This is a genomic window from Micromonospora sp. NPDC005163, from assembly GCF_053599835.1.
Genome location: NZ_JBSFYP010000002.1, coordinates 217,368 through 236,627, shown reverse-complemented (window position 1 = coordinate 236,627; position 19,260 = coordinate 217,368). Strand labels below are relative to the sequence as shown.

Annotated in this window: 19 protein-coding genes; 12 read left to right on the top strand and 7 right to left on the bottom strand. The window is 72.1% G+C overall.

Going from position 1 to position 19,260, the window contains the following annotated elements:
* Positions 1-83: 83 nt before the first annotated feature.
* Both murQ and ACWD6N_RS02775 read right to left on the bottom strand, forming a co-directional pair.
* Positions 84-1,040: an N-acetylmuramic acid 6-phosphate etherase gene (gene murQ / locus ACWD6N_RS02780; protein ID WP_354963915.1), complete on the bottom strand. Its 957-nt coding sequence runs from the start codon at positions 1,038-1,040 to the stop codon at positions 84-86.
* A complete protein-coding gene (locus ACWD6N_RS02775; RefSeq protein ID WP_354963914.1) occupies positions 1,037-1,951 on the bottom strand; it encodes a MurR/RpiR family transcriptional regulator in 915 nt (304 codons plus the stop codon). Before ACWD6N_RS02775 ends, murQ begins: the two co-directional genes overlap by 4 nt.
* Positions 1,952-2,271: 320 nt before the next feature.
* Here ACWD6N_RS02775 and ACWD6N_RS02770 point away from each other — a divergent pair, with 320 nt between their 5' ends.
* Positions 2,272-2,964: an SDR family NAD(P)-dependent oxidoreductase gene (locus ACWD6N_RS02770; RefSeq protein WP_354963913.1), complete on the top strand. Its 693-nt coding sequence runs from the start codon at positions 2,272-2,274 to the stop codon at positions 2,962-2,964.
* Here the strand turns inward: ACWD6N_RS02770 and ACWD6N_RS02765 are convergent.
* A complete protein-coding gene (locus tag ACWD6N_RS02765) occupies positions 2,949-3,701 on the bottom strand; it encodes a dTMP kinase (RefSeq protein WP_354963912.1) in 753 nt (250 codons plus the stop codon). The two genes, ACWD6N_RS02770 and ACWD6N_RS02765, sit on opposite strands and share 16 nt — an antisense overlap.
* 99 nt (positions 3,702-3,800) lie before the next feature.
* Between ACWD6N_RS02765 and ACWD6N_RS02760 the strand changes: the two genes are divergently transcribed.
* The 5 genes from ACWD6N_RS02760 to ACWD6N_RS02740 all read left to right on the top strand — a co-directional run bounded on the left by ACWD6N_RS02760 (position 3,801) and on the right by ACWD6N_RS02740 (position 6,356).
* Entirely contained in the window at positions 3,801-4,448 is a 648-nt protein-coding gene (locus ACWD6N_RS02760; protein ID WP_354963911.1) for a nucleotidyltransferase family protein, read from the top strand.
* Entirely contained in the window at positions 4,445-4,720 is a 276-nt protein-coding gene (locus tag ACWD6N_RS02755) for a BON domain-containing protein (protein WP_354963910.1), read from the top strand. Before ACWD6N_RS02760 ends, ACWD6N_RS02755 begins: the two co-directional genes overlap by 4 nt.
* Before the next feature lie 10 nt (positions 4,721-4,730).
* Positions 4,731-5,507, top strand: a complete 777-nt coding sequence (locus ACWD6N_RS02750) for a metallophosphoesterase family protein (RefSeq protein ID WP_354963909.1) — start codon at positions 4,731-4,733, stop codon at positions 5,505-5,507.
* Positions 5,498-5,641: a GPGG-motif small membrane protein gene (locus ACWD6N_RS02745; protein WP_007464364.1), complete on the top strand. Its 144-nt coding sequence runs from the start codon at positions 5,498-5,500 to the stop codon at positions 5,639-5,641. The genes ACWD6N_RS02750 and ACWD6N_RS02745 overlap by 10 nt, the downstream gene beginning before the upstream one ends.
* 220 nt (positions 5,642-5,861) lie before the next feature.
* Positions 5,862-6,356, top strand: coding sequence for a TspO/MBR family protein (locus tag ACWD6N_RS02740; RefSeq protein ID WP_354963908.1), 495 nt, complete (start codon positions 5,862-5,864; stop codon positions 6,354-6,356).
* Positions 6,357-6,408: 52 nt separating this feature from the next.
* Here ACWD6N_RS02740 and ACWD6N_RS02735 read toward each other — a convergent pair whose 3' ends face one another.
* Positions 6,409-7,182 (bottom strand): M23 family metallopeptidase, encoded by a 774-nt coding sequence (locus tag ACWD6N_RS02735; RefSeq protein ID WP_354963907.1) that lies wholly within the window; start codon positions 7,180-7,182, stop codon positions 6,409-6,411.
* Positions 7,183-7,433: 251 nt separating this feature from the next.
* Here ACWD6N_RS02735 and ACWD6N_RS02730 point away from each other — a divergent pair, with 251 nt between their 5' ends.
* The 5 genes from ACWD6N_RS02730 to ACWD6N_RS02710 all read left to right on the top strand — a co-directional run bounded on the left by ACWD6N_RS02730 (position 7,434) and on the right by ACWD6N_RS02710 (position 13,739).
* Complete coding sequence (locus tag ACWD6N_RS02730; RefSeq protein WP_354963906.1) at positions 7,434-8,777, top strand: ABC transporter substrate-binding protein; 1,344 nt, start codon at positions 7,434-7,436, stop codon at positions 8,775-8,777.
* Positions 8,778-8,843: 66 nt separating this feature from the next.
* On the top strand, positions 8,844-9,890 hold the full coding sequence (locus ACWD6N_RS02725; protein ID WP_354963905.1) for a carbohydrate ABC transporter permease: 1,047 nt from the start codon (positions 8,844-8,846) through the stop codon (positions 9,888-9,890).
* A gap of 1 nt (position 9,891) precedes the next feature.
* Positions 9,892-10,860: a carbohydrate ABC transporter permease gene (locus ACWD6N_RS02720; RefSeq protein ID WP_354963904.1), complete on the top strand. Its 969-nt coding sequence runs from the start codon at positions 9,892-9,894 to the stop codon at positions 10,858-10,860.
* A 66-nt stretch (positions 10,861-10,926) separates the two neighbouring features.
* Positions 10,927-11,973: a LacI family DNA-binding transcriptional regulator gene (locus tag ACWD6N_RS02715; RefSeq protein WP_354963903.1), complete on the top strand. Its 1,047-nt coding sequence runs from the start codon at positions 10,927-10,929 to the stop codon at positions 11,971-11,973.
* A 92-nt stretch (positions 11,974-12,065) separates the two neighbouring features.
* Positions 12,066-13,739, top strand: a complete 1,674-nt coding sequence (locus tag ACWD6N_RS02710; RefSeq protein ID WP_354964018.1) for a glycoside hydrolase family 13 protein — start codon at positions 12,066-12,068, stop codon at positions 13,737-13,739.
* A gap of 57 nt (positions 13,740-13,796) precedes the next feature.
* Here ACWD6N_RS02710 and ACWD6N_RS02705 read toward each other — a convergent pair whose 3' ends face one another.
* The 3 genes from ACWD6N_RS02705 to xylA are packed head-to-tail and all read right to left on the bottom strand — an operon-like array spanning position 13,797 to position 17,906.
* Positions 13,797-15,221 carry an MFS transporter gene (locus ACWD6N_RS02705; RefSeq protein WP_387326116.1) on the bottom strand — a complete coding sequence of 475 codons (1,425 nt, stop codon included), beginning with the start codon at positions 15,219-15,221 and terminating at the stop codon, positions 13,797-13,799.
* 57 nt (positions 15,222-15,278) lie between these two features.
* The gene (xylB, locus tag ACWD6N_RS02700) at positions 15,279-16,709 is read right to left on the bottom strand and encodes a xylulokinase (protein ID WP_354963901.1); all 1,431 of its coding nucleotides are present in this window, start codon (positions 16,707-16,709) and stop codon (positions 15,279-15,281) included.
* Positions 16,710-16,718: 9 nt separating this feature from the next.
* Positions 16,719-17,906, bottom strand: coding sequence for a xylose isomerase (gene xylA / locus ACWD6N_RS02695; protein WP_354963900.1), 1,188 nt, complete (start codon positions 17,904-17,906; stop codon positions 16,719-16,721).
* A 76-nt stretch (positions 17,907-17,982) separates the two neighbouring features.
* Here xylA and ACWD6N_RS02690 point away from each other — a divergent pair, with 76 nt between their 5' ends.
* Entirely contained in the window at positions 17,983-19,221 is a 1,239-nt protein-coding gene (locus ACWD6N_RS02690; protein WP_354963899.1) for an ROK family transcriptional regulator, read from the top strand.
* Positions 19,222-19,260: the final 39 nt, after the last annotated feature.

Here is a 19,260-nt window from a genome sequence, read left to right as displayed (position 1 = left end):
TCCACGAGGGTGTTATTACCCCCCGCCAAGATGAACAATCCGGAGCCTCGTTCGCTTCCCGCCGGCGACCCGGGCGGGTGGAGTCAGGTGGCGAGCAGGGCGAGGGCGCCGCGAACCTGGTCGGCGGAGCGGGCCAGCGCGGCCCGCGCGGCGGCGACCTCGGCGCCGGAGACCAGCGAGACCAGGGCGGTCTTCAGATCGCCGTCGGCCTCGTTGAGGGCCCGCCGGGAGACCTCCTCCGAGCAGCCGGTGGCCTCGACCAGGATCGAGATCATCCGCCCGCGGAGCTTCGCGTTCGTCGCCACCATGTCGATCATGAGGTTCGAGTAGACCCGACCCAGTCGCACCATGACGGCGGTCGAGAACGTGTTGAGCACCAACTTCTGCGCGGTGCCCGCCTTCATCCGGGTCGACCCGGTGACGACCTCCGGTCCGGTGTCCACCCCGATGAACACGTCGACCGACCGGGCCGCCTCCGCCTCCGGATTGGCGCAGAGCAGCACCGTCGAGGCGCCCTTGGCGCGGGACGCGGCGAGCGCCCCGAGGACGTACGGGGTGCGTCCGCTGGCGGCGAGACCGACCACCAGGTCACCGGCGCGCACACATCCGGCCGCATCGACCGCGCCGCCCCGCTCGTCGTCCTCGGCGTCCTCCACGGCACGCCACATGGCGTCCGGACCGCCGGCGAGGTGGGAGCAGAACCAGTGCCGGGGCGAGTTGAAGGTGGGGGCCAGCTCGGCGGCGTCGAGCACGCCCAGCCGGCCGGAGGTGCCGGCCCCGAAATAGTGCACCCGGTGGCCGCCGCGCAGCGCCGCGACCGCCAGGTCGACCGTGGCGGCGATCTCGTCGAGCACCGCGGCGACGGCCGCCGGCACCCGCCGGTCGGCCTCGTTGATGACGGTGAGCACGTCCCGGGTCGACATCAGGTCGAGGTCGGCGCTGAGCGGGTTGCGCCGCTCGGTGGGGGCGCCCACCCGGACGATCGGGCGGGCGGGCGGTGCTGGCATGTCCTCGTCCGGCTCCACCGCACCGGCCGTCATCCTCGCCTCCGGTTCGCACCCACCCGGTGCGACAGGACGGCCTCGGCGGTCGCCTCGAGGGCCTTGCGCGCCCGGGACCGGTTGCGGGCGGCCACGCCGACGAACAGGCAGTCGACCACGGTGAGTTGGGCCAACCGGCTGGCCGTCGCGCCGGAGCGGTAGGTGGTCTCCCGGGCGGCGGTGGTCAGCACGAAGTCGGCCACGTCGGTGATCGGCGAGCGCGGGAAGTTGGTCAGCGCCACGGTGACGGCGCCCCGCGTCCGGGCCTGCTCCAGCACCTCGATCACGTCGGAGGTGGTGCCGGTGTGCGAGATGCCGACCGCCACGTCGCCCCGGCCGAGCAGCGCGGCCGAGGTCAGGGCGGTGTGCACGTCCGGGAAGTAGAAGGCGATCCGGCCGATGCGGTGCAGCTTCTGCTGAAAGTCGGAGGCGACGAACCCGCTGGCGCCGGCGCCGTAGATGTCGATCCGGCCGGCGTTGGCGATCGCCTCGACCACCTGCTCACAGATGGCGGGGTCGAGCTGCTCGGCAGTCTCCTCGACCGCGCGGGCGTCGTTGAACGCGATGGTGGCGATGATCTGGGCGAGGTCGGCGCCGGGCGGGATGTCACCGCCGACGACCCGGGCGTCCGGCGGTTCGACCCGGCGGGCGGCCTCGGCGGCGAGCCGGATGCGCAGCTGCGGGTAACCGTCCATGCCCACCGAGCGGCAGAACCGGATGACCGTCGCTTCAGACGTCTCGGCTGCGGTGGCGAGGTCGGTGATCGTCCGGCGGGCGGCGGCAGCCGGGTCGGAGACGACCAACCGGGCGACCCGCTGCTCAGCGGGCGACAGCGACGGCAGCAGCCCGCTGATGTGGACGATCAGCCCACCGGGCTCGTGACTCGCAGAAATCTTCGGACTCTTCGCCACGGATGAAACTTACTTTCACGAGGCGTGAGCGTCAACCATGACTCCACGTGTTGGGGAAAGTACCGCCGATCGGGCGAGCCCGTCAGGCCAAGCGTGCCACCGGCGGGACCGCGCCACCTCCCCCGCCGGGCCGGGTCAACCTGCCGGACGGCTCCGGGCTCGCGGAAAACCGGGTCCGGCCAGACCGTACGGCGTCCCCGACCAGCCACACCGGGCAGGGCTCCCCCGCCGACGCGTCGACCCGAGCCGACCGGACGGCGTGGACCCGGCGGAGCGGTTCGGGGCGGTGGAGAGGCCGGGGCGGCGCTAGCGTGTGCTGCATGGCGGAGCGCAGTGTGCTGATCACCGGAGGCACGGGCGGGCTCGGCGGGGCGGTCACCACCGCCTTTCGGACGGCCGGCTGGCGGGTGGTCGTACCGGAGCGGGGTGCTCGGCCCCGGTCGGAGCCAGCGGCCGACGGGCTGGTCCGGCTCGTCGCGGACCTGACCGATCCGGCCGGCGCGGCACGGGCCGTCGAGGCGGCCGTCGGCGAACCGGCCGCGCCGCTGCGAGCGGTGGTCAACCTGGTCGGCGGTTACGCCAGCGGCGGGCTGGTGCATGAGACGCCGGTCGAGGAGTTCGAGCGGATGCTCACCGCCAACCTGCGGCCGACCTACCTGGTCACCCGGGCCGCGCTGCCCCACCTGGTGGCGGCCGGTGGCGGCGCGGTGGTCTGCGTCTCGGCCCGCGCGGCGGTCGCCCCGTTCCCCGGCGCGGCCGGCTATGTGACGGCCAAGGCCGCGGTGCTCGCCTTCGCCAACGCGGTCGCGGTCGAGTACCGGTCCCGCAACGTGCGCTGCAACACCGTGCTGCCCAGCGTCATCGACACCCCGGCGAACCGTGCCGCTCAGCCCGACGCCGACCACTCCCGCTGGGTGACCCCGGCCGAGATCGCCCCGGTGATCCACTTCCTCGCTTCGGCGGAGTCCGCGCCGACCAGCGGCGCCACCGTCCCGGTCTACGGGCGGGCCTGAGCCACCAGCGGCCCGATGGCCCCGTGGCCGGTCCGCTCCCCCGCCGCCGGCACGTCGGACGGCGGCGGTTCGGCGGACGGACGGCCCGGGTCGGGTCGGACGGACGGCGGCAGCCAGGTCGCCAGGTGCGCCTGGATCTGCTCGGTCACCTCCTCGGCCGGGCGGCCCGCGTCCACCAGGACGAAGGTCGGATACTCGGGCAGGGCGCGGTAGGCGGTGTCGGCGGCGGTCAGCCAGCCCATCGTCTCGTGGTCGGTGCCCCGCTGCTCGATCCGCCGGTACGCCTCAGCCGGGTCGACGGCGAGCAGGAAGGTCACCTGCGGCGTCGGAAAGAACCGGTAGCCGGCCCGGGCCAGCCGCTCCCAGCGGTGCCCGCCGTGCGCGCGGATGCTGGCGTACTGGCAGGCCGAGTAGCGGTCCATCACCGCCGTCCGGCCGGTGAGCAGGCAACTGAGCAGGGCGGCGGCGATGGCGAGCCAGCGCAGCACGGATTCCACCGCCAGCACGCCGTCGCGCCCGACGAGTCGCTGGGCGTCGGGGCGGCCCAGCCGGTGGGCGAGCCGGCCGAGCCAGCGACGCCCGCTGGCGTTGCGGCGGTAGGTGGCCGGGCGGCCGGCGGCGGTCAACGCGGCGGCCAGCCGGTGCGCCTGTGTGGTCTTGCCCGAACCGTCGATGCCGATCAGGGCCACGGTGCGCAACCGGGTCCTGCCGCGTCGCGTCCCCGATGATCTGGCCACCCTCGACAGGTTATCCGACCTGAGCTCCAGCTGCGCAGTTTGTGGTACTTGATCCCTGTTCGAACCCGCCCGCGACCGGCCCAGGTGTGGACGACCGGAATGCCGGGTACGGGAGTTCGAATCCAACCGCCTGTCCACCAACACGACCGACGGGAGAACCAGATGGCTGAGCGCGGGGACGAGAGTCTGGTGCACACCCTGAAGAAGGTCGCCGCCGTGCTCAAGCAGTCCGAGATCCCGTTCGCGCTGGGCGGCAGCTTCGCCGTCTACGCCCACGGTGGTCACTCCAGCGATCACGACGTCGATTTCCTGATCCGGGAGGCCGACGTCGAGGGAGCGCTGGAGGCCCTGGTGGCCGCCGGCTTCGTCGCCGAGCGTCCACCGGAGGACTGGCTGGTGAAGGTCTTCGACGACGGGCGGATGGTCGATCTGATCCACCGGCCGATCGAGACGCCGGTGACCGAGGAGACGTTCGCCGACACGGTCGTCCGGCCGGTGGACGCGATTCACATGCCGGTCCTGTCCGCCACCCAGCTGATGGTGCACAAGCTCCTCAGCTTCTCCCAGCACTACTGCGACTTCGCCCGTGGCCTGCCGCTGGCCCGGTCGCTGCGGGAGCAGATCGACTGGGAACGGGTACGCAAGGAGACGCAGCACTCGCCGTACGCCGAGGCGTTCCTGGTGCTGTTGGACCGGCTCGAGGTGGTGCCGGAAACCGGCACCCCGGCAGGAGAGGGGACACCGTGACCCACCATCGCGACAGCGGCGGCGGACCACCCGACGAGTACGTCGAGGCCGAGATCCACCGGCTGCTCGCCGAGGATCCCGCCGTCGCCGAACAGGGAATCACCGTGGTCCGGAGGGAGCGCGCCCTCGTGCTCTACGGCGAGGTGGAGAGCCCGCACCGGCGTGCGGAGATCCTGCGTCGGGTGGCCGAGCGCTTCCCGGACGTGCCGATCACCAGCGACATCGGGGTGATCCGCACTCAGGCGCCCACGCAGATCGAGCAACTGCCCTGAGGGAGGCTTCATGGTGATCCGGATCGCCGCCGTGGGCGACGTGCATCTGGACGAGGACGTGGTCGGCCGGTTCCGCCCGGCGTTGGAGGAGCTGCCGGACTGCGCCGACGTGCTCCTGCTGACCGGGGACCTGACCCGGCACGGCACCGAGTCGGAGGCGCGCTGCGTGGCGCAGGAGTTCGGCGGGCTGGCCGTGCCGGTGGTGACCGTGCTGGGCAACCACGACCATCAGTGTGACCAGGTGCCGCAGGTGGTCAAGGTGCTCGAGGACGCGGGTATCACCGTGCTGGAGGGCAACGGCGTGGTGCTGGACTGCGCGGGCGGCCGGCTCGGCATCGCCGGTGTCAAGGGCTTCGGCGGCGGATTCGCCGGGCGGTGTGCGAGCGACTTCGGCGAGCCGGAGATGAAGGCGTTCGTCCGCACCACCGTTGACAGCGCGGACCGCCTCGGTACGGCGCTGCGCTCCCTCGACTGCGACATGCTGGTGGCGCTCACCCACTACTCACCGGTGCCGGACACGCTGGCCGGCGAGCCTCTGGAGATCTACCCGTTCCTCGGCTCGTACCAGCTCGGGCAGGCGATCGACTCGGCGCCCACCGCGCTGGCCCTGCACGGGCACGCGCACGCCGGCACCGAGCGCGGCACCACTCCCGGTGGGGTGCGGGTACGTAACGTCGCGCACCCGGTGATCAAGCAGGCCTACAGCGTCTTCCATGTCGGCGATCAACCCGACACCGACCAGGTTTCCCCGATCGGACGCTCGGGTAGTCAGTGGTCATGGAGCTGATTCTCTGGATTCTCGCAGTCGTACTCGTGGTCGCCGGCATCCTCGCGCTGTTCCGCCGGCAGATCCTGTGGGGCATCGTCCTCATCGTCGTCGGGCTGTTGGTCGGCCCGGGTGGTGTCAGCATCTTCAATTGACGTTCGCACCTCGTAACACCGGGACCCGCCGGGGTCGCCGTGGCCGGAGCTCCGTCCTCCCGACAGGAGCACCGGACGTGGCGATCCCGGCGCTTTGCTGTGTGACATCCGCGGGCCGGACCGCCCGAAGGGCTGCCCAGACCGTACGAAAGCGGACCCGGACCGTACGGCCCGGGCCCCGCAGCGGTTTGACCGCCGACAGGACGGAAACATCTCGACCATGGAGACATCCCAGGACGTGCCGCCGACCACCGGCCGACGGTCCCGCTGGGCGCTCGCCTGCTTCGCGGCGGCAGTCTTCGTCGCGGCCGCGATCGGCGGGCTGGGCGTGCGGGGCACCACCGACGAGTACGCCGGCCTGCGGCAACCCGACTGGGCGCCGCCCTCGTGGCTGTTCGGCCCGGTCTGGACGGTGCTGTACGCGCTGATCGCGGTGGCCGGCTGGCTGGTCTGGCGCCGAGTCGGCTTCGGGCCGGCGCTCTGGGCGTGGACCGCCCAGTTGGTGCTCAACGCGATCTGGACCCCGCTGTTCTTCGGCGCGGGGCAGTACGGGCTGGCGTTCGCCGAGATCGTGGCGATGTGGCTGGCGATCGGGCTCACCGTCGCGCTGTCCGCCCGGGTCTCCCGGGTCGCGGCGGCGCTGCTGCTGCCCTACTGGGCCTGGGTCACCTTCGCCGCCGCCCTGAACCTGTCGATCTGGCGGCTGAACTCCTGACCGACGGTTCCCCGGCGGCGCCGCCCGCCGGAGACCGTCGTCGTTCAACCCCTCAGCAGCGGGGCACGCCGGGGATGTAGCCGTCGTGACCGGTGTACACGTACGCGTCGGCGATGAAGCGGCCGGAGCCGATCCGGTCCCAGATCGAGCTGGTGCCGTAGGTGCCGGTGACCGTGGTGCCGCTGGTCTGGCAGGCGATGGTCACCCGGGTGCCGTCGGCGACGGTCCCGACGGAGGCGTACCCCGTGCCCGGGCCGGAGCGGACGGTCAGCGGGGTGCCGCTGGTGTCGACCGTGCCGTTGCCGCTGCCCGAGCCGCACCCGTTGTCGCTGGTGTAGCTCCTGGTGCCCCAGTACAGGCCGAGGGTGCCGTTGAACCGCACCTGGATGTCGCTGCCGTTGAGGCGCTGCTCGTAGTGCAGGTGCGGGCCGGTGGAGCCGCCGGTGCTGCCGACCCAGCCGAGCACCTTGCCGTAGCCGACCGTCTGGCCGACCGACACGTTGAAGCCGTTGAGGTGGGCGTAGTACGTGCTGTAACCGCCACCGTGGTTGATCCGGACGTACTTGCCGTAGCTGGTGCCGCCGAGGTCGGTCACGCGGTCGACGGTGCCGGGGGCGCTGGCCACCACCGGGTCGCCGAGGTCGTCGGTGCGGTTGAAGTCGACGGCGTTCGCCGGGCTGTGGTTCGACCGGGTCTGCCCGGACCAGGACTGGCCGCACGGGAACGGCACCTTGAAGGTCGGCGCGGCCAGCGCCGGGCTGGCCGGGGCCAGGACTCCCCCGACGAGCAGGCCCGTCACCAGCAGGCTGATCCACCGCTTACGCATACAGCTCCTCCTATGTCGAAAACCTTCGATGTGGTGGTCTCAGCCTGACAGATATCGTCATTCTTCGAAAGAGTCGAAGATCTGGTCCGGGAGCGCGCCCACGGGGCGGCCGGGAGGTTTCCGGATTGTTACTCGCTCGTGTCTGACAGGGGCTGGACCGGACCGGATGCAAGCGCTTACATGTGTGCACAGCCATCGGGACCGGCGCCGGGCCATTGAGCACGACCGCGCCGGCTAGAAAGGAGGACGGCATGGCGGTCTTTACCAGACCACGCCAGGCCTTCGCGATCGCCGGCGTACTGGGGCTGGCGCTCAGCGCCACCGCTTGCGGTACCGGCGACGACAAGAAGAGCGACAACGCGGGCTCCGCGGAGTGTGCCGCATACGAGAAGTACGAGGGCCACGACGGCAAGAAGGTCTCCATCTACGCGTCCATCCGTGACGCCGAGGCTGACCTGCTGGAGCGCTCCTGGTCGCAGTTCACCGACTGCACCGGCATCGAGATCGACTATGAGGGCAACGCCGAGTTCGAGGCGCAGCTCCCGGTCCGGGTCGACGGCGGCAACGCGCCCGACCTGGCCTTCGTGCCCCAGCCGGGTCTGGTCAAGCGGTTCGCCGACGCCGGCAAGCTGAAGTCCCTCGGGGCCGACACCAAGACGATGGCCGAGCAGAACCTGCCGGCCGACTGGCTGAAGTACGGCACCGTCAACGGCACCCTCTACGGCGTGCCGCTCGGCGCCAACGTGAAGTCCTTCGTCTGGTACTCGCCGAAGCTCTTCAAGGAGAAGGGCTGGACGGTCCCGACCAGCTGGGACGACATGATCAAGCTCAGCGACACGATCGCGGCGACCGGCATCAAGCCGTGGTGCGCCGGCATCGAGTCCGGTGACGCCACCGGCTGGCCGGCCACGGACTGGATCGAGGACGTGATCCTGCGTACGCAGGGCCCCGAGGTCTACGACCAGTGGACCACCCACGCCATCCCGTTCAACGACCCGCGGATCGTCGACGCGGTCAACCGGGCCGGCACGATCCTGAAGAACGAGAAGTACATGAACGGCGGCTTCGGCGGGGTGAAGAGCATCGGCACCACCGCCTTCGGTGAGGCCGGGCTGCCGGTCACCACCGGCAGGTGCGCCATGCACCGGCAGGCGTCGTTCTACGCCAACCAGTTCCCCGAGGGCACCAAGGTGGCCGAGGACGGTGACGCCTTCGCGTTCTACTTCCCGGCCATCGACACGGCCAAGGGCAAGCCGGTGCTCGGCGCGGGCGAGTTCGTCGTCGGCTACGCCGACCGCCCCGAGGTGCAGGCGGTGCAGACCTACCTCGCCTCCGGCGAGTACGTCAACAGCCGCGCGAAGCTGGGCAACTGGGTCACGGCGAACAACAAGCTGGACATCGCCAACGTCGCCAGCCCGATCGACAAGCTCTCCGTCCAGATCCTGCAGGACAAGACCGGCGTCTTCCGCTTCGACGGATCCGACCTGATGCCGGCCGCGGTCGGCGCGGGGACGTTCTGGAAGGGCATGGTCGAGTGGATCAACGGCAAGGACACCGCGTCGGTGCTCCAGGGCATCGAGAGCAGCTGGAAGTGATCTGAACGGTGGGCCGGTCCGCACCCGCGGGCCGGCCCACCGGCGGATCCAGACCTGGGAGGGTCGATGGAGTTCGACTTCGCGGAGGAGCAGCCGAAGTTCCTCATGCTGATGTACGGGCTGATCGCTTTCGTCGCGGTGGTGGGCGGTCTGCTCCTGCTCCTCGACGTGGTGCCGGCCTGGTTCGCTCGGCGGCGGGAGGCGCAGTTGGTCGCCGCGTCCGTCAGCGGCACCCCGCTCCCCCGCCGGCGCAAGCGGGGGGAGGGACTCTTCGCGCTCTTCTTCCTGCTGCCGACGCTGCTGCTGCTCACGGTCGGGTTGGTCGTTCCGGCCATCCGCACCACACTGCTGTCGTTCATGGACGCGGGCAGCAACAACTGGGTTGGGCTGCGCAACTACGGCTGGATGTTCTCCGACAGCTCGATCGTCCGGGTCCTGATCAACACCCTGGTCTGGGTGGTCCTGGTCCCGCTGGTCGCGACCGCGTTCGGCCTGATCTACGCCGTCCTGGTGGACAAGGCCCGCTTCGAGGCGGTGGCCAAGTCACTGATCTTCCTGCCGATGGCGATCTCCTTCGTCGGCGCCAGCATCATCTGGAAGTTCGTCTACGCCTACCGCGGCGACGGCGACCAGATCGGTCTGCTCAACCAGATCGTGGTCAGCCTCGGCGGCGAGCCCAAGCAGTGGCTGCTCGAATCACCGCTGAACACGCTGCTGCTGATCGTCATCATGGTCTGGATCCAGGCCGGTTTCGCCATGGTGGTGCTCTCCGCCGCGATCAAGTCCATCCCCGGTGACATCGTGGAGGCCGCCCGGCTCGACGGCGTCAGCCCGTGGCAGATGTTCTGGCGAATCACCATGCCGAGCATCCGGCCTGCGCTGATCGTGGTGGTGGTGACGCTCACGATCGCCACGCTCAAGGTCTTCGACATCGTCCGGACCGCGACCAACGGCAACTACGACACCAGCGTGATCGCCAGCGAGATGTACAACCAGGCGTTCCGGTACGGCCAGAACGGGCAGGGCTCAGCGCTCGCGGTCTTCCTCTTCATCCTGGTCATCCCGGTCGTGATCTACCAGATCCGCAACCTCCGTCAGCAGCGGGAGGGCTGAGATGACGACTGCAACGCCCACCGTCGCCGCCGGCACCCAGAAGACCGACGGCACCACGCCCACCACCGCTGGGCGGGTCCGCAAGCGGCTGAACAGCCGTACCGCGACCCTTGTCTCGATCGTCATCGCGGTGGTCTGGACCATCCCGACCTTCGGCCTGTTCATCTCCTCCCTCCGGCCCGAGGACGAGATCAAGACCACCGGCTGGTGGACGGCCTTCACCAACCCGCAGTTCACGCTGGAGAACTATCAGCAGGTCTTGTTCGGGCGGTCGTCGTCATCGGGGCAGCTCGCCAGCTACTTCGTCAACTCGTTGGCGATCACCATCCCCTCGGTGCTCTTCCCGCTCGCCTTCGCGGCCCTGGCCGCGTACGCGCTGGCGTGGATCAACTTCCGTGGCCGGGACTGGCTCTACATCGCGATCTTCGCGTTGCAGATCGTGCCGCTGCAGATGGCCCTGGTGCCGCTGCTGAAGTTCTTCTCCACCGGCGTCACCCTCGGCGGCGTGACCCTGATGCCGGCCTGGGATCTCGTCGACGAACAGAAGTTCGCGCAGGTGTGGTTCGCGCACACCTGCTTCGCACTTCCGTTCGCCGTCTTCCTGTTGCACAACTTCATCTCGCAACTGCCGGGAGACCTGATGGAGGCGGCCCGGGTCGATGGGGCCAGCCACCCGAAGATCTTCCGCACCATCGTGCTGCCGCTGATCATGCCGGCGCTGGCCGCGTTCGGCATCTTCCAGTTCCTCTGGGTCTGGAACGACCTGCTGGTCGCGCTGATCTTCGCTGGCGGCGGCAACGAGACCGCTCCGCTCACCGTCCGGCTGGCCGAGATGGCCGGCACCCGAGGCAACGAGTGGCAGCGGCTGACGGCAGGGGCGTTCGTCTCGATCGTCGTACCGCTCGTCGTGTTCCTGTCCCTCCAGCGCTTCTTCGTGCGAGGTCTGCTCGCCGGCAGCGTCAAGGGCTGACCCGCTTGCTCGCCGCCGCCTGGCCCCTCGGGCGGCGGCGGGCGCCGGGTACCGAGCGGGGGAACCGTGACGAAGATTGATGATGTGGCCCGGCTGGCCGGGGTGTCCACGGCCACCGTCTCGCGGGCGCTGCGCGGGCTGCCGACGGTCTCCGCCGCCACCCGACGCCGGGTCCTCGCAGCCGCCGAGCAGCTCGACTACGAGGTCTCGCCGAGCGCGTCCCGGCTCGCCGGTGGCCGCACCGGCACGGTCGCGGTGGTTGTCCCCCGGATCACCCGATGGTTCTTCAGCACGGTCGTCGAGGCGGTCGAGGAGTTCCTCCACGAGTCCGGTTACGACCTGCTGCTCTACAACCTGGGTGGTCGGGAGCAGGTCCGCCAGCGGGTGCTGCGTACCGCCAACCTGCACAAGCGGGTGGACGCCATCATGCTGGTCGCCACGCCGCTGCGCCCGGCCGACCTGACCGCGCTGGCCGCCCTCGACCTGCCCGGGGTGACCATCAGCTCGGGGACCAGGGTGCCCAACTGGCCGTGCGTACGGATCGACGATGTCGCTGCCGCCCGTACCGCCACCCGGCACCTGCTCGACCTCGGCCACCGCCGGATCGCGCACATCTCCGGCGACCCCGACGACGAGCTGGCCTTCACCACCCACCTGGACCGACGCCGGGGGTACCAGGAGGAACTGCGGGCGGCCGGTCTGCACCTCGACCCGAGCCTGGACGTCGAGTCGACGTTCACCATCGACGGCGGCAACCGGGCGGCAGCCGAGCTGCTGTCCCGGGGCGAACCGCCGACCGCGATCCTCGCCGCCTGTGACGAGATGGCGATGGGCGCGATGACCGCGCTGCGCGACGCCGGGCTGCGCGTACCGCAGGACGTCAGCGTGATCGGCATCGACGACCACGACCTGGCCGGCGTGCTCGGGCTCAGCACCATCGCCCAGCCCGCCGCCGAGCAGGGCCGGCTGGCCGCCCGGATGCTGCTCGACCCGCTCGGGGCCCGGAACCTGGGCCCGATCGTCGGTCAACGGACCGCCGGTTGCGACACCCCGGTGATCCTGCCCACTCGGCTGGTGGTCCGGGAATCGACCGCACCGCCCCGGGCACACTGAAACTCAACCATCCGCCGCCGGCCGGCGGCTGGCGGCGACGCGGCCGGCAGCAGCACCGGCAGTCCACCCACCGCTCGACACGGGAGACGACCCTGAACACCGATCCGACGCAGCAGACCCCCTCCGGTCCCCCGGTCACCGGCTGGTGGACCGAAGCCGCCATCTACCAGATCTACCCCCGCTCGTTCGCCGACTCGGACGGGGACGGCGTCGGCGACCTGCCGGGCATCACCGCCCGCCTCGACCACCTGGTCGAACTGGGCGTGGACGCGGTGTGGCTCTCCCCGTTCTACCCGTCCCCCCAGGCCGACGCCGGCTACGACGTGGCCGACTACCGGGACGTCGACCCGCTGTTCGGCACCCTCGCCGACGCGGACAAGCTGATCGCGGAGGCCCGCTCCCGCGGCCTGCGGGTGATCGTCGACCTGGTTCCGAACCACACCTCCTCGGCGCACCGCTGGTTCCAGGCCGCGCTGCCCGCCGCGCCCGGCAGCCCGGAGCGGTCCCGGTACATCTTCCGGGACGGTCTGGGCCCGGCCGGCGACCAGCCGCCGAACGACTGGCAGAGCGTCTTCGGCGGCCCGGCCTGGACCCGGACGGTCGACCCGGACGGGCAGCCCGGCCAGTGGTACCTGCACCTGTTCGACACGGGACAGCCGGACCTCAACTGGGACCACCCGGAGGTGCACGCGGAGTTCCTGGACGTGCTGCGGTTCTGGTTGGAACGCGGGGTGGACGGCTTCCGGGTCGACGTGGCGCACGGTCTGGTGAAGCAGACCGACCTGGCCGACTGGCAGGAGCCGCAGGAGATCCTGTCCGGCAACGAGGTGGACAAGCCGCGCCCGCCGATGTGGGACCAGGAGGGCGTGCACGACATCTACCGCCAGTGGCGGCAGCTCCTGGACAGCTACCCCGGCGAGCGGGTGCTGGTCGCCGAGGCGTGGGTGGAGCCGGCCGAGCGGCTGGCCCGCTACGTCCGCCCGGACGAGATGCATCAGGCGTTCAACTTCGAGTACCTGCTCGCCGCCTGGACCGCGCCGGCCCAGTACGCGGTGATCACCCGCTCGTTGGAGGCGACCGACTCGGTCGGCGCGCCGACGACCTGGGTGCTGTCCAACCACGACGTGGTGCGGCACGCCTCCCGGCTGGGCCTGCCGATCGGCGCCGTCCGACCCAACGGCATCGGCATCGGCGACCCGCAGCCGGACGCCGCGCTCGGCCTGCGCCGGGCCCGGGCGGCCACGCTGCTGATGCTCGCCCTGCCCGGCTCGGCCTACCTCTACCAGGGTGAGGAGCTGGGCCTGCCCGAGCACACCACGCTGCCCGACGAGGCCCGTCAGGACCCGACCTGGGCGCGCAGCGGGCACACCCAGCGCGGCCGGGACGGCTGCCGGGTGCCGATCCCGTGGGAGGCGGACGCGCCGTCGTACGGCTTCGGCCCGTCCGACGCCAGCTGGCTGCCGCAGCCCCCGCTGTTCGCGGAGTACGCGCTGGACCGGCAGCGCGACGTGCCCGGCTCGACGTACGAGCTGTACCGCACGGCGTTGCGGCTGCGCCGCGCCCACGGGCTCGGCCGCGGCACCCTGGAATGGCTATCCTCCGGCGACGAGGTGCTGACCTTCCGCAACGGTGAGCTGACCGTGCTGACCAACTTCGGCACCGCTCCGGTGCCGGTTCCGGCCGGCGCCGAACTGCTCGCCGCCAGCGCACCGCTGGACGACGACGGGGCGGTCCCGACCGACGTGACGGTCTGGGTGCGCGCCTGACCCAGGTGTTAAGAAGGGCCCCCTGTACAACGCGTGGCGTTAACAGGGGGCCCTTCCTTACAGACGGTCGGCGCGGATGTGTAGCAGCTCGTGCACGTTCTCGATGTCGGCCGGTGAGGTCCGCGAGGCGAGCCAGTACATGACGCCGGTGGGAATGAAGAAGAGCTGGAACGCGGCCAGCCCGACGGCGAAGTTCAGCGGCGGCGGGAAGGCCACCTTCAGGCCCTGGAACGCCACCCCGACCAACCCGTTGCCGGCGGCCCGGCCGACCCCGTTGACCAGGTTGCCCAGGCTGTACACCGTCCCCCGGTGCTCCGGCGGGTTCACGTCGGCGATCAGCGCGAACCAGTTCGGCGAGTTGGCCGAGGTCAGTGCGAGCGCCACCACCGCGGTGAGCAGGCTCAGCCCGACCGACGGTTCGGTGAACACACTGGACAGGATCGCGCCGATCACCGCGCCGGTGCTGCCGCCGTCCGGCACGTCGATGCTCACCGGCACGAAGAACAGCACCAGGTAGAACGGCAGCGCGGCGAGGATGCCGACCGCGGCGACCAGCGCCCGGCCCCCCGGGTTACGCCGCTGCACCGCGTCGCCGATCAGCCCGCCGACGATGGAGAGCACCCCGCCGAGCTGGAAGAGCGTGGCGAAGACGCTGCCCACCACCACCGCGGTCGACTCCGAGTAGCCCTGCGCCTCGGCCCGCTCGGCGAAGAGCACCGGGAGCCAGACCAGCGAGCCGAACGCGGCCTGCGCGGTCAGGCCCTGCAGGATCAGCCACCGGTTGGTCCGCCGGGCCAGGATCCGCGGCAGGTCCGCCCGACTGATCCGGTAGTCGTACTCGGCGCCCTCGTGCAGGGCGTGGGCCAGCTCCGGCTCGCTCTGGCCGCGCCGGATGTCGTACGTGAACAGGTAGGCCACGGTGGCGGCCAGGCCCACACCGGTCAGCAGCAGGAACGGACGCCGCCAGTCGGTCGCCCCGAGCAGCCCGCCGACCAGCGTGCCGGCCAGCGTGCCGACCCCCTGGGAGAGGCCCCAGAAGCTCATCACCAGCCCCCGCCGGGTCGGCGAGATCAGGTCGGTGACCACCGAGAAGCCCACCGAGCCGACCGCACCGAGACCGACCGCCGCGACGAGCTGCGCGGCCAGGAACGTCAGGTAGCCGCCGGCGAGCGCGCTCCCGCCGGTGCCCGCCGCCCAGAGCAGCGTGCCCACCATGAGCAGCGGCTTGCGGTTGGTCCGGTCGCCGACGTACGCCCAGCCGACCGCGGCCACCGCGCTGACCAGGAAGCTGACCGCGGTGACCAGGCCGAGCAGCCGCCCCGACACGTCGAACGCGTCGGCGATCGGCCCGTACAACGGCGGGACCAGCCCGATCGCCACGTTGTCCAGCGAGGCGAGCAGCACGAACACCACGACGCTGTACAACCGGTGCGCCGGGCCGCCGCCACGGGCCCGCCGGGGCCCGCCACTGGTCAGGGTCATGACCGGCAGCCAACCAGACCGGGCCGGCGAGGTCGTCACGCGGGTGGGTGCCGCCGGTCAGCGGCGGTCGAGGACCAGCCCCCGGGCGGCGGCGTACTGGTCACGGACGGCGGGGACGGGCTCGGCGGCGTACTCCTCGGTGCCCTGGAGTGTCCACCGAGGTGGCGCGTCACCGCCGAGGGCGACCCAGGCGGCCTGCCGGGCGGCGCCGTCGGCGACGTACTCCCCGGCCGGCGGGACGACCACCGGGCAGCCGAAGACCTGCGGCGCGATCCGGCGCACCGCGGCCGACCGGGCCCCGCCGCCGACCAGGATGACGCGGCGGACGGTGGCGCCCTGGGCGGTCAACGCGTCCAGGCCGTCGGCGAGCGCGCAGAGCATGCCCTCCACGGCCGCCCGCGCCAGGTGCGCGGGGGTCGAGGTGCGCAGCGTCAGCCCGTGCACCGCGCCGGTGGCCAACGGGCGGTTCGGCGTCCGCTCCCCCTCCAGGTACGGCACCATCACCAGCCCGTCCGCCCCGGCCGGCGCGGAGAGCGCCAGCTCGGCCAGCTCGTCCAGGTTGACGCCGAGCATCGCGGCGGCGGCGTCCAGCACCCGGGCGGCGTTGAGTGTGCAGACCAGCGGCAGGAACCGGCCGGCCGCGTCGGCGAAGCCGGCCACCGCGCCGCTGTCGTCGGCCGCCGCCACGTCGGCGACGCTGAACACCGTGCCGGAGGTGCCGATCGAGACGACCACGTCACCCGGACCGGCACCGACACCGAGCGCGGCGGCGGCGTTGTCCCCGGTGCCGGCGCCGAGCAACGCGCCGCCCGGCCCACCCAGCTCCCCGGCCGACAGGGTGCCGGCCGACCCGGCCGGACCGAGCACCTCGGGCACCGCCAGCCGCCGGCCGAAGGCCCGCTCCAGCAGGTCCAGCCGGTAGCCGCCGGTAGCCGGCGACCAGTAGCCGGTGCCGCTGGCGTCGCCCCGGTCCGTCTGCAGCGCGGCCAGGCCGGGCGCACCGGCCAGCCGCCAGGTCAGCCAGTCGTGCGGCAGGCAGACAGCGGCCACCCGGGCCGCCAGCTCCGGCTCGTGCCGGGCCAGCCAGCGCAGCTTGGTGATGGTGAAGCTGGCCACCGGCACGCTGCCGGTGGCCTCGGCCCAGAAGCGGCGCCCCGCGGCGCCGCCGCCGGCCTCCTCGACCAGGTCGGCGGCGGCGTCGGCGGAGCGGGTGTCGTTCCACAGCAGCGCCGGGCGGACCACCCCGCCGTCCTCGTCGAGGCAGACCATGCCGTGCTGCTGGCCGGCGACGGAGACCGCCGCCACGTCGGCGAGCCCGCCGGCCTCCTCGGCGGCGCTGCGCAGCGCCTGCCACCAGGCTTCCGGGTCGACCTCGGTGCCGTCCGGGTGCGGCGCCCGGCCCTGCCGGAGCAGGGCGCCGGTCTCCGCGTCCCGGATGACCACCTTGCAGGACTGTGTGGACGAGTCAACGCCCGCGACCAGCGGCATGGCGGGGCCTCAGCGGGCGCCGAGCAGGTGCTCGACGGCGAGCTGGTTGAGCCGGACGAAGGCGAAGCCCCGGGCGGCCGCCGCGTCGACGTCGAACTCCTCGAACGCGGACCGGTCGGCGAGGAATTCGTCGTACCCCTCGCCGGGGTTCAGGGTCGGGGTGCTCAGCTCGCCGACCTTGCTGGCTGTCAGTGCCTCGATCACCTCGGGGTCGGCGCGGAACGCCGCGGTCCGCTCCTTGAGCAGCAGGTACGTGCTCATGTTGGCCGCCGCCGATGCCCACACCCCGTCCATGTCCTCGGTGCGGGAGGGCTTGTAATCGAAGTGCCGGGGGCCGTCGTAGGTCGGCCCGCCGTTCGGGCCGCCGTTCTCCAGAAGGTCCACCAGGGCGAACGCGTTCATCAGGTCACCGTGGCCGAAGACCAGGTCCTGGTCGTACTTGACGCCGCGCTGGCCGTTGAGGTCCAGGTGGAACAGCTTGCCCTGCCAGAGCGCCTGGGCGATGCCGTGGGCGTAGTTGAGCCCGGCCATCTGCTCGTGCCCGACCTCCGGGTTGAGACCGACCAGCTCCGGGTGGGCCAGCTGGGAGATGAAGGCGAGCGCGTGCCCGACGGTCGGCAGCAGGATGTCGCCACGCGGCTCGTTGGGCTTGGGCTCCAGCGCGAAGCGCAGGTTGTAGCCCCGGTCGATGACGTACTGGGTGAGCAGGTCGACCGCCTCGCGGTAGCGGTCCAGCGCGGCGCGGACGTCCTTGGCGACGTCGTACTCCGAGCCCTCCCGGCCGCCCCACATCACGAACGTGCTCGCACCCAGCTCGGCGGCCAGGTCGACGTTGCGCAGCACCTTGCGCAGCGCGTACCGACGGACGTCGCGGTCGTTGCTGGTGAAGCCGCCGTCCTTGAAGACCGGGTGGTTGAAGAGGTTGGTGGTGACCATCGGCACCACCAGGCCGGTCTCGTCGAGGGCCTTACGGAACCGGGCGATGTGCTGGTCGCGGGTGGCGGCGTCGACCCCGAACGGGACCAGGTCGTCGTCGTGGAAGGTGACCCCGTAGGCGCCCAGCTCGGCGAGCCGGTTGACCGTCTCGACCGGGTCCAGCTCCGGGCGGGTCGCGTCACCGAACGGGTCACGGGCCTGCCAGCCCACGGTCCAGAGCCCGAAGGAGAATTTGTCGGCGGGGGTGGGACGGGGTGCCATGAGGGCCTCCGGGGTGTGTCGTCCACTATTTGTTCAGCGATTGAATTATTTGCGCGGCCTGTGGCACTGTCAAGGGGTGAGCCTCACCAACGCTCCGGCCGGCGCGGTCCGTCAGGGCAGCCTCCGCGAGCTCAACCTCGCCCTGGTGCTCGGCCGGATCGCCGCCGCCGACCGTCCCCCGTCCCGGGCCGACCTCGCCACGGCGACCGGCCTGACCCGGGCCACCGTCTCCGCGGTGGTCGAGGACCTGCTCGCCGGCCGGCTGGTCGGCGAGGCCGATCCGGCGCCCCGGGCCGGCGCCGGCCGACCGGCCCGGGGTCTGGTGCTGGCCGACCAGGGGCCGGCCGGGCTCGGCCTGGAGGTCAACGTCGACTACCTGGCGGTCTGCGTGGTGGACCTCTCCGGCCAGGTCCGGCACCGCACCGTGCACCGGGCCGACCTGCGCCCGGTCGCCCCCGCCGAGGCACTCGCCCGACTCGTCGAGATGGCCGCGCGGGCCCGCGCCGACGCCGCCCGGCAGGGCCTCACCCTGGCCGGTGCGGCGCTCGCCGTGCCGGGCCTGGTGGACGGCGTCGGGCTGGTCCGGCTCGCGCCGAACCTCGGTTGGCACGACGTGCCGGTGCCTGCGCTGCTCGCCGGGCACCCGCCGTTGACCGAGCGGGTGCCCGGCGTACCGGCGCTGGTGGTGGACAACGAGGCCAACCTCGCCGCGCTCGGCGAGCTGCACTCCCGGCCGCCCGGCCCGGCCAGCTTCCTGCACATCTCCGGCGAGGTCGGCATCGGCGCCGGAATCGTGCTGGGCGGTGCGCTGTTTCGCGGCGTACGCGGTTGGAGCGGTGAGATCGGGCACCTCCCGGTCCACCCGGAGGGCCGCCCGTGCCGCTGCGGTGGGCAGGGCTGCCTGGAGCAGTACGCCGGCCAGGAGGCGATCGTGGCCGCCGCCGGGCTGACCCGGGCGGAACTTCCCGCGGACACCGCGACGGCGCGGTTGGCCGAGCTGGCCGAGGCCGGCGACGCTGACGCGCTGCGGGCACTGCACGACGCCGGGACGGCGTTGGGTGTCGCGGTGGCCGGCGTGGTCAACCTGCTGGACCTGGACACCGTCGTGCTCGGCGGCGGGTACGCCCCGCTGGCGCCCTGGCTGTGCCCCCCGGTGCTCGCCGAGATCGCCAGCCGCGTGCTCACCGCCGCCTGGTCGCCGGTGACGGTCCGGCCGGCGACGCTCGGCGCGGAGGCCGCTGTGGTGGGCGCGGCCGGCTCGGTGGTGCGCCAGATCGTCGCCCGACCCGCCGGCTGGCTGGCCCGCTCCGGCTGACCGGCGCCCGGTCCCCGCCGGGGCGGCATCGCCGGTCCG

What these genes read in the sequence shown, in the direction of transcription:
- murQ (WP_354963915.1), bottom strand. Translation starts at nt 1,040, where the DNA reads ATGACGGCCGGTGCGGTGGAGCCGGACGAGGACATGCCAGCACCGCCC.
- ACWD6N_RS02770 (WP_354963913.1), top strand. Translation starts at nt 2,272, where the DNA reads ATGGCGGAGCGCAGTGTGCTGATCACCGGAGGCACGGGCGGGCTCGGC.
- ACWD6N_RS02760 (WP_354963911.1), top strand. Translation starts at nt 3,801, where the DNA reads ATGCCGGGTACGGGAGTTCGAATCCAACCGCCTGTCCACCAACACGAC.
- ACWD6N_RS02750 (WP_354963909.1), top strand. Translation starts at nt 4,731, where the DNA reads ATGGTGATCCGGATCGCCGCCGTGGGCGACGTGCATCTGGACGAGGAC.
- ACWD6N_RS02745 (WP_007464364.1), top strand. Translation starts at nt 5,498, where the DNA reads ATGGAGCTGATTCTCTGGATTCTCGCAGTCGTACTCGTGGTCGCCGGC.
- ACWD6N_RS02740 (WP_354963908.1), top strand. Translation starts at nt 5,862, where the DNA reads ATGGAGACATCCCAGGACGTGCCGCCGACCACCGGCCGACGGTCCCGC.
- ACWD6N_RS02735 (WP_354963907.1), bottom strand. Translation starts at nt 7,182, where the DNA reads ATGCGTAAGCGGTGGATCAGCCTGCTGGTGACGGGCCTGCTCGTCGGG.
- ACWD6N_RS02730 (WP_354963906.1), top strand. Translation starts at nt 7,434, where the DNA reads ATGGCGGTCTTTACCAGACCACGCCAGGCCTTCGCGATCGCCGGCGTA.
- ACWD6N_RS02725 (WP_354963905.1), top strand. Translation starts at nt 8,844, where the DNA reads ATGGAGTTCGACTTCGCGGAGGAGCAGCCGAAGTTCCTCATGCTGATG.
- ACWD6N_RS02720 (WP_354963904.1), top strand. Translation starts at nt 9,892, where the DNA reads ATGACGACTGCAACGCCCACCGTCGCCGCCGGCACCCAGAAGACCGAC.
- ACWD6N_RS02705 (WP_387326116.1), bottom strand. Translation starts at nt 15,221, where the DNA reads ATGACCCTGACCAGTGGCGGGCCCCGGCGGGCCCGTGGCGGCGGCCCG.
- xylB (WP_354963901.1), bottom strand. Translation starts at nt 16,709, where the DNA reads ATGCCGCTGGTCGCGGGCGTTGACTCGTCCACACAGTCCTGCAAGGTG.
- xylA (WP_354963900.1), bottom strand. Translation starts at nt 17,906, where the DNA reads ATGGCACCCCGTCCCACCCCCGCCGACAAATTCTCCTTCGGGCTCTGG.